This is a genomic window from Rhodococcus sp. BE178 (genome assembly GCF_050433545.1).
Lineage (GTDB): Bacteria > Actinomycetota > Actinomycetes > Mycobacteriales > Mycobacteriaceae > Prescottella.
Genome location: NZ_JBNPXA010000012.1, coordinates 189,744 through 201,891, shown reverse-complemented (window position 1 = coordinate 201,891; position 12,148 = coordinate 189,744). Strand labels below are relative to the sequence as shown.

Genomic DNA, 12,148 nt, shown 5'->3' with positions numbered 1-12,148 from the left:
TTTGTCCCAAACTTTCCACCGCGCACCCCCCCCGGGGCGGGCGGGGTTGTTGTCCACCGGCCCCCCCGGCCGGGGGGGGCCCGCGCCCCACCCCGGGGCCCCCCCCCCCCCCCGGGGGGCGCGCCACGACGAAAACCGGAGCGGCGGATCGCTAGAAGCCGAGACGGCCCAACTGCTTGGGGTCGCGCTGCCAGTCCTTGGCGACCTTCACATGCAGTTCCAGGAAGATCTTGGTGCCGAGCAGCTTCTCGATCTGCTTGCGGGCGGTGGTGCCGACCTCGCGCAGGCGGGCGCCGCCCTTGCCGATGACGATGCCCTTCTGACTGGGACGCTCGACGTACAGCAGCGCGTGCACGTCCAGCAGTTCGCCCTGCTTCTCGGTGCGGCCCTCACGCGGGATGACCTCTTCGATGACGACGGCCAGCGAGTGCGGCAGTTCGTCGCCCAGGCCCTCGAGTGCCGCCTCGCGGATCAGCTCCGCCATCAGGGTTTCCTCGGGCTCGTCGGTGAGCTCGCCGTCCGGGTAGAAGGCCGGCCCCTCCGGCATCGCCTTCGCCAGCACCTCGACGAGCAGCTCCACCTGCTCGCCCGACTGGGCCGACACCGGAATCACCTCGGTGTCCGGTCCGAGCACCTTCGACAGCGCCAGCAACTGCTCGGCGACGCGGTCCTTGCTGACCTTGTCGATCTTGGTGACGATGCCGATCAGCTTGGTCTTCGGCGCCATCTGCCGGACCTGGTCCAGGATCCACCGGTCACCGGGGCCGATCTTCTCGTCCGCCGGGATACACAGGCAGATGACGTCGACCTCGGAGTACGTGTCGCGCACCAGGTCGTTGAGGCGCTGCCCCAGCAGCGTGCGCGGACGGTGCAGACCCGGCGTGTCGACCAGGATCAACTGGGCGAAGTCGCGGTGCACGATGCCGCGGATCGTGTGTCGGGTGGTCTGCGGCCGCGACGACGTGATCGCGATCTTGCTGCCCACCAGCGCATTCGTCAGCGTCGACTTGCCCGTGTTGGGCCGTCCGACGAAACAGACGAAGCCGGAACGGAATTCGTTATCGGTCATGGTCACTCCTGGCTCACGTTTCCGTCTTCGTCCACATGGTCGTTCTCGGTATGTTCTTCGGTCGCCACGCGCTCGACGTGAACGGTGCTGATCCGCACGCGCCCGCGTACGTCGGCTCCGCCCTCGCCGCGCAGTCGCAGGCCCGCGGTCTCGACCTGCGAACCGGGCAGCGGCACGCGGCCGAGCTCGTAGCCGAGCAGTCCGCCGACCGTCTCGACCTCGTCGTTCTCGATCTCGATGTCGAACAGCTCGCCCAGGTCCTCGACGGGCAACCGCGCCGACACCCGGTAGGTGCCGTCACCGAGGTCCTCGATGGGCGGGGTCTCGTCGGTGTCGTACTCGTCGGCGATCTCACCGACGATCTCCTCGATCACATCCTCGATGGTGACCAGGCCCGCGATGCCGCCGTACTCGTCGACCAGCACCGCCATGTGGTTGCGGTCGCGCTGCATCTCGGCGAGGAGGCTGTCCAGCGGCTTCGAATCCGGCACGAACACGGCGGGGCGCATCACCTGCGCCACCGTGACGCTGCGGCCACCGTCGGACGAGTAGTACGTCTGCTGCACCAGGTCCTTGAGGTACACCACGCCCAGCACGTCGTCGACGTTTTCGCCGACCACGGGGATCCGCGAGTGCCCGGAGCGCACCGCAAGCGACGTGGCCTGGCCGGCACTCTTGTCCGCCTCGATCCACACCATCTCGGTCCGCGGCACCATCACCTCGCGGGCGGAGGTGTCGCCGAGTTCGAACACCGACTGGATCATCCGGCGTTCCTCGTCGGCCACCACGCCGCGTTCCTGTGCCAGATCCACCAGCTCGCGCAGTTCGATCTCCGACGCGAACGGGCCCGCCCGGAACCCCTTACCGGGGGTGAGCGCGTTGCCGACGACGATCAGCAGCCTGCTGACCGGGCTGAGCAACGTGCCCAGCGCGACCAGCGGAACCGCCGACGCCAGGGCGAGCGGATACGCGCGCTGCCGACCCAGGGTGCGGGGGCCGACACCGATGGCCACGTAGTCGACGAGCACCATCACCACGATCGTGACCACCATGCCCCATACGGCTCCGAGCAGATCGATCAGCGCGCCCGCGAGCAGGACGGCGGCCGCGATCTCGCAGAGGATCCGCAGCAGGACCATGAGATTGACGTAGCGGGGACGGTCGGAGACGATCCGCACCAGCCGCGCCGCGCCCGGACGGTCGTCCTTGGCCAACTCGTCCACCCGCGCCGGGGAGAGCGTGTTCAGCGCCGAATCGACGGCAGCGAACAGACCACCGAGCGGGACCAGGACGACGGCGAGAACGATCAGGACGACGGCGTCACTCACCGGCCGATCACCGTCCGCCGGACATCACTGTTCGGGGCCATCGAAGAACCCGGCCTTGCCCAGCAACCGCTGGTCCCGGGCGGCGAGTTCGGCCTCACGTTCGGCGCGGCGCAGATCCTCGTACCATTCGGCCAGCAGCTGATTCTGCAGCCCGAACATCTCCTTCTCCTCCTCCGGCTCGGCATGGTCGTAGCCGAGGAGGTGAAGGACACCGTGGACGGTCAGCAGCGCCAGCTCGTGATCGAGCGAATGGCCCGCGTTCTGCGCCTGGTCGGCGGCGAAGGACGGGCACAGCACGATGTCACCGAGCATCGACGGACCCGGCTCCGGCGCGTCCGGGCGACCGCCGGGCTCGAGCTCGTCCATCGGGAACGACATCACGTCGGTGGGGCCGGGCAGGTCCATCCAGCGCATGTGCAGATCGGCCATCGTGGCCGAATCCACGAGCACCATCGACAGTTCCGCCGCGGGATGGACGTCCATCCGGGCGATCACGAAGCGCGCGACGCTGATCAGGTCCTCGTCGGAGGCTTCCATCCCCGATTCGTTGGAGATCTCGATACTCATTTACGTCGCTCTTTCGTCGTCCGCGGGCGCGCGGTAGCCGTGCTGGGGCGGAAACAACCCTACCGCCGCTGCGAGCGCGACTGGACCGCTCGTCGGTGCGCACGGTTCCCCAGCGGCATGTCGGCCGCGCGGGTCGACTCGAAGCGGTCGTACGCGTCGACGATGTCGGAGACCAGGCGGTGCCGGACCACGTCGCTGCTGTCGAGAATCGCGAAGTGAATGCCGTCGATGTCGTCGAGGATCTCGGTGGCCGCCCGCAGGCCCGACCGCGCCCCACCCGGCAGGTCGACCTGCGTGACGTCGCCGGTGACGACGATCTTGGAGCCGAACCCGAGTCGGGTGAGGAACATCTTCATCTGCTCGGCCGTGGTGTTCTGCGCCTCGTCGAGGATGATGAACGCGTCGTTGAGGGTGCGGCCACGCATGTACGCGAGCGGCGCGACCTCGATGACGCCGGCCTGCATGAGCTTCGGGATCGCCTCGGGATCCATCATGTCGTGCAGCGCGTCGTGCAACGGACGCAGATACGGGTCGATCTTCTCGTGCAGCGTGCCCGGCAGGAAGCCCAGGCGCTCGCCGGCCTCGACGGCTGGACGGGTCAGGATGATCCGCGTCACCTGCTTGCTCTGCAGCGCCTGCACGGCCTTCGCCATCGCGAGGTACGTCTTGCCGGTACCGGCCGGGCCGACACCGAACACGATGGTGTTCTCGTCGATCGCGTCGACGTAGCGCTTCTGGTTGAGCGTCTTCGGCCGGATCGTCTTGCCGCGCCGCGACAAGATGTCCAGGCTCAGCACGTCGGCCGGCGACTCGGACAGACCCTGCGTGAGCATGCCGACCGTCCGGCGCACCGTGTCCGGCGTGATGGGCTGATTGCGGCGGACCAACGCGGCGAGCTGCTCGAGCACCCGCTCGGCGAGCGCGACGTCGGCGGGGGTGCCGGTGAGGGTGACCGCATTACCGCGGACATGGATGTCGGCGTCGAGGACCTGTTCGAGAGCGGTCAGGTTCTCATCGGAAGACCCGAGCAGGGGCGGCACCACCTCGGGCGGGAGTTCCATGCTCGAGCGCACGGTGCGCTCGGCCGGCTGCGTGGGATCCTGCGGGGAGTCGCTGTAACGCGACCTGCCGTTCTCGACTTGTTCACTCACGTGAGGGCTATGGCCTACTTCCAGGTCCGATCCGTCCACGACGGGCTGTCGTGTGTGCCCAAAGTCTAGCGCCCGACAGTGATCACGCCCACCGAGTTACCCCTCGGACCTACCGCCCGGTTCGCCCGGATCCCGCAACCAGCGCGCCGCCTCCGCCACGATGTCGGCCGCACGCTCGGGCGGCAGACCCAGCAGTACCAGACTCGCGGTCGCGAAGGTCTCGCCGCGGTCGTTGATCACACCCTGATTGGCGCGCTCGAGCAGCGTCAACGTCATACCCTCGTCCATCGCGACCAGAAGGTCGGCGGGCAGGTACGACGAGAACACCCCGTCCCGTTGGCCGCGCTCGACATTGCCGACCGTGGTCGCCCGCAGCGGGTCGAGCAGGTCGTGGATTCGGTCCTCCCCCAGTTCGCGACGAGCGAACGAGAGCAGAACCCGGAAGCGGTCGCCGATCGGCCACGTACGCAGCGCCAGCACCGCGAGCGCCAGGTCGGGTCGTTCGGGCAGGGGCGGGCCGGTGACGAGGCTCACCGCGATCGCGGCGGACGCCTCGGCGACCAGCCCTTCGATCAGCGCGTCCCGGTTCGGGAAATGCGAGTACACGGTCCGGCGCACCACCCCCGCCGCACGGGCCACCTCGTCCATGCTGGAGTCCGGATCGGCCGCGAACGCCGTGATCGCCGCCTCGAGAATGCGGGCACGGTTCGCCCGCGCCTGCGGCCGCTGTTGCGGCGGTGGCGAGGGGGACGTCGAGGACTCGGAACTCACGAAGCCATCCTCCCCCACCCGCCCGCCCGCCGATCGAACGTCGGATACCGGCAGGCGTGTTCGATCCGCGACCACGTGGCCTCCATCACACCCTTCTTGCACACTCGTGTGCAGATAACTAACTTGCACATCAGTGTGCAATGTTCTCGGCGCGGAGGACGCCCGGGGGTAGGGAGGGAACGACGATGACGGTCACGTTGACGCGATTGCCGGGGCTGGCCACCACACCGGTGGACCGCATGACGGAGCCGTATCGGCGACGATGGGCGGCACTGGGAGTGCTCTGTCTGAGCCTGCTGATCGTGGTGATGGCGAACACCGCCCTCATCGTCGCAGCGCCGGACATGACCCGCGACCTGCAGCTGACGAGTTCGGACCTGCAGTGGGTCATCGACGGGTACACCGTCCCCTACGCGGCGCTGATGCTGCTGTTCGGGGTCATCGGCGACAAGTACAGCCGCCGCGGCGCCCTGTTCGCCGGCCTGCTCGTCTTCGGCGGCGGCGCCGTGTTCGGCAGCCTCGCCGACAGCACGACGTCGGTGATCGCTGCCCGGATGATCATGGGCGTGGGTGCCGCGATCATCATGCCGGCGACCCTGTCCCTGCTGGTTGCGACGTTCCCCGCCGCGGAACGCGCCCGGGCGATCGCCGCGTGGGCCGCGACGTCGGGGCTGGCGATCGCGCTCGGCCCGCTGCTCGCGGGCTGGCTGCTCGAAAGCCGCTCGTGGCACTCGACCTTCCTCATCAATGTGCCGATCGCCGCGTTCGCGATCGTCGCCGCACTCGTGCTGGTCCCGCCGTCGAAGGCGCACGGCCTGGGCCGGATCGACTGGATCGGCGGGCTGCTGTCGGTGGTGACGATCGGCGCGCTCGTGTTCGCGATCATCGACGGATTCCACTTCGGCTGGACCTCGCGAGCGGTTGCCGCGGCCGTCGTCTCTGCTGTCGGACTCGCCGCGTTCGTGCTCTGGGAACTGCGGCACGAACAGCCCCTCCTCAACGTGCGCAAACTCGGCGAACGCAAGGTCGGCGGCGCGGCGCTCGCGGTGCTGCTGGTGTTCCTCGCCGCGTTCGGCGCGATGTTCTTCGTCGCCCAGCAGTTCCAGTTCGTGCTGGGCTTCGGCCCGCTCGCGACCGGCGTCCGGTTGCTGCCGCTCGCGGTGGCGGTCTCGGTCGGCGCCGCGGCCAGCGCCCGCCTGGTCCCTCGGATCGGCACCCGCGCCGCCGTCGCCGGAGGGATGGCGGTGGCCGCGATCGGCGTGTTGCTGCTCGTCCGCGTCGACGCCGCGTCCGGGTACGCCGACTTCGTCCCGACGCTGGTGCTGCTCGGAATCGGTGTCGGGCTGTCGGTCTCACCCGCCACCGATGCGCTCATGGGCAGCTTCCCCGACAGCGACCTCGGTGCGGCCGGCGGACTCAACGACACCGCGATCGAACTCGGCGGATCGCTCGGCATCGCCATCCTCGGCTCGGTCCTCGCCTCGGCCTACAAGGACGGCATCTCCGGATTCCTCGCTGCGCTCCCGATCCCGAAACTCACGGGGCCACAGGCGGATCTGGTGGCGCAGGGACTCGAGGCCTCCGGCGAGTCGGTGGGCGGAGCCGCGATCGTCGCCGAGGAGATGTCGCAGAACATGCTCGCGCAGGCGCAGGCACAGCCGCTGATGGAGGCCGCCACCGCGGCATTCGCCGATGCGATCTCGCAGGCCAGTCTCGTGGGCGGCCTCGCGCTCGCGGTCGGCGCGGTGGTGGTCGCGGGCATCTTGCCCGGTCGGGCCGTCGACCGTGTCGGCATGGACAACTAAGGTACGGCGTCGGCCGATCATGCTGCTTGCGCGGTCGCACCAGCCAGTTTGCGGCCCGCGGGAAGCGAGAGGAGCGGCATCATGACGGAGGACGCGTCGTCGGGTGGTTTCCCGGACCTACAACGGGCTGCCCTACATCGGCCTGATCGAGGACGTGCGAGAGAGGTCGCCCGATGACTGACTGCCGAATCGCCGAGGTCGGGTTCACTGACACACACATCGTGCTGACGCTCACGAACGGCGACGTGCTGACGACCCCGATCGTGCGGTACATCCGCGTCGAGAAGGCGACACCCGCCGAGCGCGCCCGCTGGGTGCTCGCCGACGACGGGCACGGTGTGAACTGGCCGGAGCTGTGGAAACCCGACGACGAGGGCATGGTGAGCGTCTGGGAGATCCTCCAGGACCGGCTCTACGAGGCCGCGCTCGGTCGCTTGCAGCAGGCCGGCTGGGACGTGGATACCGTGTCGCAGCGCGACCACGAGCTGGTCGCCCTGTGGCGCCTGGAGGCCGACGTCAACAACGGCGGGTTCTTGCAGTTCTTCGGAAACTGGGGCGAGCGAAACCATCTCACCGCTGTCGCCGCGCTCGACCTGATCGGTGCACGCAGGGCCGCAGAGCTCGTCCGCGGGATGTACGCGGTGATCGAGCCGTACGCCGACGAGGTCGTCTCACTCGCCGATCTTCCGGGTCTGCTCACCGACGCCGACCACGACCGGCTGCAGGAGCTCGACGAGGCGTTCTGGGAGTACCCAGACCGGCTCGCGCGGCTCGTCGTGCAGCACTACGGCGTCGACACACACGACGACGGTGGCACACGATGATCACGACCGAAGAGATCGAACGCCGCACCGACGGCGACCGGCTGCCGCTTCTGACGCTGTCCGAGTTCTTCGACGGAAACACCCAGGAGGATTCCTTAGCGCCGAACCAGTGGGGCTACGGTCGTTCGCCGCTCGCGGAGATCGCCACGCGACTACGTGTACTCGAGGCGTCCTCCGACATCGCCTGGGTGCGTGTCGAGTTGCACCCCGACACCGGCGACGGCGTGATCGAGGCACCGCACGGAGGCGCGCCATGACCGAATCTGAATCACGTGCATTCGTCCCGACGGTGGGGGATGTTCTCGTGTTTCCCATCGAGCGGATCGACCGGTACGGGGCGTGTCAGGTCGTCGCGGCCGACGAGACCGAGCGGCTGGCAACGGTCGCGGTGCTCGCGTGGACGGGCGCAGCGGTGCCGGACGTCACCGCGTTGGCCGGCGTGCCACGGATGGTGAAGGACTTCATGTTCTGGCGCCCCGAGGAGGTCGTGATGGAGGTGGCGCTCCCGGTGCCCGAGTCGTATCGGCGGATCGGGAGTCTGCCCGTGACCGGCGAGACCGTCTCGCGGTCCTCCGGGTCATGGGATTTCGAGCACGACATCGCGCGCCAGCATCGGTGGGACGTCACGCCGACCGAAACGACCTCGGCGTTCAAGGCGGCCCTGGACAGCGAGGAGATCGCGACAACTCCGGGCCTCGTCTACGCGCGCAACGGTGACCCGTACGAGGCGCGCTTGGCCGCGGCGCGCAGCTTCAGAGACGACGCCGGGTACCGGGTCGGCGACGATTTCCGCATGGAGTCGCTGCGGGCCTGGCCCGCGCTGTACCAGGTCACACTCCACTCCTGGCGCGATGACCTCGTGCCGTTCCTGGAATCGTCCCCGCTGGTCAACGAGTTGACCCTCACCGGGCACGGCCGGCGTGAACTCGACCTCTCCCGCACGAGCCTGGACCGACTGTCGGTGGACATCACGGGGCTGGAACGACTCGTACTCCCGCCGAGCCTGGACCTTCTGCTCCTGCACGGCGCGGGTGCGGTGAATCGCTTCGACTCGCGCGACGGTCTGCTCGACGGCCCGAGCGCCGAGACACCCGAGGCGCTCGCGATGCTGCAGGTCGTCACCGATCAGGACGGCCGCTGGATCTCGGTGCAACTCACCGGGACGGTGCCGCCGGTGCGCGGACTCGACCGCGTGCAGGGACTGCGGATCGGAGCCATCGACGACCTGGACATCTCCGATGTCGCCGAGTGCTTCCCGAACACTTCCTGGCTGCACCTGTTCGGTGCGCCCGGTCTGCTCCGCGGACTGTCCGAGTTGCCGGCGCTGCCGACCTTGGAGACGCTGTGGCTGTGCGACCTGTTCGGCTACGAGCCCGGCGACTTCCCGGGGCCGGGCGAGCTGCCGGCGCTCACGAGCCTCGACCTCGACAGCATCCCGACCGACGTCGCCACCCGCGTGCGCGCGATGTACAAGAAGGCGTCGCACGTCTCGCTGAGCGTGCGCAGGCCCCGCAAACCCGAGTGGCTGGCCGAGAACTTCGAGAACCCGCTGCGGCACTGGGACGGACGCGACGGCATCCCGGCAGCAACAGCGAAGAAGGCCCGCACCGCATTCGTCACGGCGCTGCGGCAGGTGCGCGACGCCGACGCGTCCCGCACCGACGAGACCGGCTACGCGAAGACCGTGACAGCCTCGGTCACCGAATTCCTCGACGTCATCTCGGGCCTCAACCGCAAGCGCCAGTTCCTGTACACCCTGGAACGCGACGAGGTGATCGACGCCGTCGACACCCTGACCACCGGTCTCCCGCCCGAGGCCAACCGCACTCTCGAACCGCTCATCGAGGAGGCACTCGACGACTGAACACGCCGGGTCCTCGAACGGGAGCCAGTGACCGCTATGCCTCGCCACCGACGGACCAAGGAGCCGGATCCAGGGCCGCGCGCAGCGACAGTTCCCAGGACCGCGAGCCGCGGTCGAGGAAATCGTTGTGACCCTCCCCAGGCACCTCCCACAGCACCGCCCGATCCCCCGCCGCGACGGCCCTCTCCACGTACACGCGGCTGCCCGAGGCCGGGATACGCAGGTCCTCGGCACCGTGGAGGCACACCGTCGGGATCCCGGTCGGGACCCGGTGCAGTGGGGAGGCGTCGAGATAGATCTGCGGATCGCTCGCGTGGTCCACCCCGAACAGATCTTCGAGGACGACGCCGCCACGCCGGGTCGCGGACCGCGAGGCCAGGTCCAGGGCCCCGGCCTGGGACACCACCCGCTCGGGTCGGACGAGCGAATCTCGTTGCCCGGCAACCCAGACCGCGAGTTGCGCACCGGCCGAATGGCCGACGATCCGGACGTTGCCGAGATCCAGCGGAATCGGCGAGTGCTCCGGCAACAGCGTCGCGGTCGCGGCGAGCGCGGCAGCGATGTCCGCGCTCGTCTCGGCCCAGCGGCCGCCGGCACCGACACGGCGGTACTCGACGTTCCATGCCGCGACACCACGCCGGGCGAGCTCGACCGCAAACGCGGTCGCCAGATTCAGGTGGAAGTCGGCACTCCAATAGCCACCGTGGATCAGCATCACCACCGGCACCGGCACCGGCGCCTGCGCGCCGTTCGGAAGGTAGAGATGCCCGAACTGCTGTGGTTCGGGGCCGTACTCGATCTTCGTTCTGCTCATGACTATTGGAGCGGTGCCGTCGTCCAGCGATCCGTCAGCACACCGATCGCACCCAACGCGACGGCCGCGGCCGTCGACGTCCGCAGCACCGTCGGACCCAGCAGGACCGCGGTCGCGCCGGCCGCGGTGAGCGCGGCGACCTCGTCGTCGGATAGCCCGCCCTCGGGGCCGACGACCAGCATCACCTCGGGGGCGTCCCGCAGTGGGAGCGACGCGAGCGGAAACTGCGCCGACTCGTGCAGCACGGCGACGACGCCACCGCGTCCGACCACGTCGCGCACCCGCTCGAGCACCTGCGGGGTGTGATGGAGTTCGGCGACCTCGGGGACCAACGCACGGCGCGCCTGCTTGGCCGCGGCCACCGCGGCGTTCCGCCAGCGCGTGACACCCTTCTGAGTCTTGGCGCCCTCCCAGCGGGCCACGCACCGCGACGACTGCCACGGCACCACCGCGTCGATCCCGGCCTCGGTGGCCAGCTCGACGGCCAACTCGGAGCGTTCCGCCTTGGGCAGCGCCTGCACCAGCGTCACCGCCGGCGACGGCGGCCGCTGATCGCGGCGCGCGGTCACCTCGAGGTCGAGCCGGTCCTTTGCAGCGGCCGTGACCGTCGCGTCGGCGATCCCACCGCGACCGTCCGCGAGGAGCAGTCGCTCCCCCGGCTTGATGCGCCGCACCGTCGCGGCGTGACGGCCCTCGGGCCCGTCGAGCACGGCAAGCTGCCCGACGTCGGGCAGCGGATCGAGATAGAAGACGGTGGCGGCCATCAGCGGACCCCGCGTCGGTCAGCGTCCACTGAACGCATCACGCAGGCGGGAGAACAGGCCCCCGCTGTTCTGCGAACCGGTGGACACGACCTCTGCGTGGTCGCGGTCGCGGTGGTTCTTGAACTCCTGCAGCAGCTTGCTCTGCTTGCCGTCGAGGCGCGACGGGATCACCACCTCGAGGTGGGCGTGCACGTCGCCGCGGACACCCGAGCGCAGCTTCGGCATCCCGTGGCCGCGCAGGATCGACACCGATCCGGGCTGGGTGCCGGGGTCGACGGTGATCTCGGTGGGTCCGTCGATGATGGTGTCGAGCGTGACCGAGGTGCCGAGCGCGGCGTCGACCATGGGGACGCGGATGGTGCAGTGCAGGTCGTCGCCGTCGCGGACGAACACGTCGTGCGGCTGCTCGATCACCTCGACGTACAGGTCGCCGGGGTGGCCGCCGCCGGGGCCGACCTCACCCTGCGCGGCGAGCCGGATACGCATGCCGTTGCTGACACCGGCGGGCACCTTGACGGAGATGTCGCGGCGGGCGCGGACGCGGCCGTCGCCGCCGCACTTGTGGCAGGGGTCCGGGATGGTCTCACCGGCGCCACGGCACGTCGGACACGGACGCGACGTCATCACCTGGCCGAGGAACGACCGCTGCACGGACTGGACCTCACCCGCGCCGCCACACGTCTCGCAGCGGACCGGCTGCGAATCGCCGTGCGTGCCCGAGCCGGTGCAGCTGTCGCACAGGATCGCGGTGTCGACGGTGATGTGCTTGGTGACACCGGTGGCGCACTCGTCGAGGGTCAGCTTGGTGCGCAGCAGCGAATCGGCGCCCGGCTGCACGCGCCCCTTGGGCCCGCGACCGCCGCCACCGCCGCCACCGAAGAACGCCTCGAAGACGTCACCGAGACCACCGAAACCGGCTCCACCGAAGCCACCGGCACCCGCGCCACCGCCGGACTCCATCGGATCGCCGCCGAGATCGACGATGCGCCGCTTCTCCGGATCCGTGAGCACCTCGTACGCAGTGGAGACCTCACGGAACCGCGCCTGCGCCGACTCGTCCGGGTTGACGTCGGGGTGCAGCTCGCGGGCGAGCTTCCGGTATGCGCGCTTGATCTCCTGGTCGGTCGCGTTCGGCCCGACGCCGAGCGTGCCGTAGTAATCCCGTGCCACTTTGGGTATCTCGTCCTTCTC

12 protein-coding genes are annotated in these 12,148 nt (G+C 69.4%); 4 read left to right on the top strand and 8 right to left on the bottom strand.

Going from position 1 to position 12,148, the window contains the following annotated elements:
- Positions 1-151: 151 nt before the first annotated feature.
- From era to J2X34_RS20520, 5 genes are all read right to left on the bottom strand, one after another.
- On the bottom strand, positions 152-1,069 hold the full coding sequence (gene era / locus J2X34_RS20540; RefSeq protein WP_114719099.1) for a GTPase Era: 918 nt from the start codon (positions 1,067-1,069) through the stop codon (positions 152-154).
- A gap of 2 nt (positions 1,070-1,071) precedes the next feature.
- Positions 1,072-2,397 (bottom strand): hemolysin family protein, encoded by a 1,326-nt coding sequence (locus J2X34_RS20535; RefSeq protein WP_174911300.1) that lies wholly within the window; start codon positions 2,395-2,397, stop codon positions 1,072-1,074.
- 24 nt (positions 2,398-2,421) lie between these two features.
- Entirely contained in the window at positions 2,422-2,964 is a 543-nt protein-coding gene (ybeY, locus tag J2X34_RS20530) for an rRNA maturation RNase YbeY (RefSeq protein ID WP_429519459.1), read from the bottom strand.
- A 59-nt stretch (positions 2,965-3,023) separates the two neighbouring features.
- Positions 3,024-4,115 carry a PhoH family protein gene (locus J2X34_RS20525; protein WP_114719096.1) on the bottom strand — a complete coding sequence of 364 codons (1,092 nt, stop codon included), beginning with the start codon at positions 4,113-4,115 and terminating at the stop codon, positions 3,024-3,026.
- Between the two features lie 96 nt (positions 4,116-4,211).
- Complete coding sequence (locus J2X34_RS20520) at positions 4,212-4,886, bottom strand: TetR/AcrR family transcriptional regulator (RefSeq protein ID WP_114719395.1); 675 nt, start codon at positions 4,884-4,886, stop codon at positions 4,212-4,214.
- A 185-nt stretch (positions 4,887-5,071) separates the two neighbouring features.
- Between J2X34_RS20520 and J2X34_RS20515 the strand changes: the two genes are divergently transcribed.
- From J2X34_RS20515 to J2X34_RS20500, 4 genes are all read left to right on the top strand, one after another.
- Complete coding sequence (locus J2X34_RS20515) at positions 5,072-6,691, top strand: MFS transporter (RefSeq protein ID WP_429519456.1); 1,620 nt, start codon at positions 5,072-5,074, stop codon at positions 6,689-6,691.
- A 173-nt stretch (positions 6,692-6,864) separates the two neighbouring features.
- Entirely contained in the window at positions 6,865-7,515 is a 651-nt protein-coding gene (locus J2X34_RS20510; RefSeq protein ID WP_429519454.1) for a DMP19 family protein, read from the top strand.
- On the top strand, positions 7,512-7,772 hold the full coding sequence (locus J2X34_RS20505) for a hypothetical protein (RefSeq protein WP_114719093.1): 261 nt from the start codon (positions 7,512-7,514) through the stop codon (positions 7,770-7,772). The genes J2X34_RS20510 and J2X34_RS20505 overlap by 4 nt, the downstream gene beginning before the upstream one ends.
- Positions 7,769-9,379 (top strand): hypothetical protein, encoded by a 1,611-nt coding sequence (locus J2X34_RS20500; RefSeq protein ID WP_429519452.1) that lies wholly within the window; start codon positions 7,769-7,771, stop codon positions 9,377-9,379. Before J2X34_RS20505 ends, J2X34_RS20500 begins: the two co-directional genes overlap by 4 nt.
- Positions 9,380-9,413: 34 nt before the next feature.
- Here the strand turns inward: J2X34_RS20500 and J2X34_RS20495 are convergent, their stop codons facing one another.
- The 3 genes from J2X34_RS20495 to dnaJ are packed head-to-tail and all read right to left on the bottom strand — an operon-like array spanning position 9,414 to position 12,127.
- A complete protein-coding gene (locus J2X34_RS20495) occupies positions 9,414-10,193 on the bottom strand; it encodes an alpha/beta hydrolase family protein (protein WP_174911318.1) in 780 nt (259 codons plus the stop codon).
- Positions 10,194-10,195: 2 nt separating this feature from the next.
- On the bottom strand, positions 10,196-10,957 hold the full coding sequence (locus J2X34_RS20490) for a 16S rRNA (uracil(1498)-N(3))-methyltransferase (RefSeq protein ID WP_429519451.1): 762 nt from the start codon (positions 10,955-10,957) through the stop codon (positions 10,196-10,198).
- An 18-nt stretch (positions 10,958-10,975) separates the two neighbouring features.
- Positions 10,976-12,127, bottom strand: a complete 1,152-nt coding sequence (gene dnaJ / locus J2X34_RS20485; RefSeq protein WP_114719089.1) for a molecular chaperone DnaJ — start codon at positions 12,125-12,127, stop codon at positions 10,976-10,978.
- Positions 12,128-12,148: the final 21 nt, after the last annotated feature.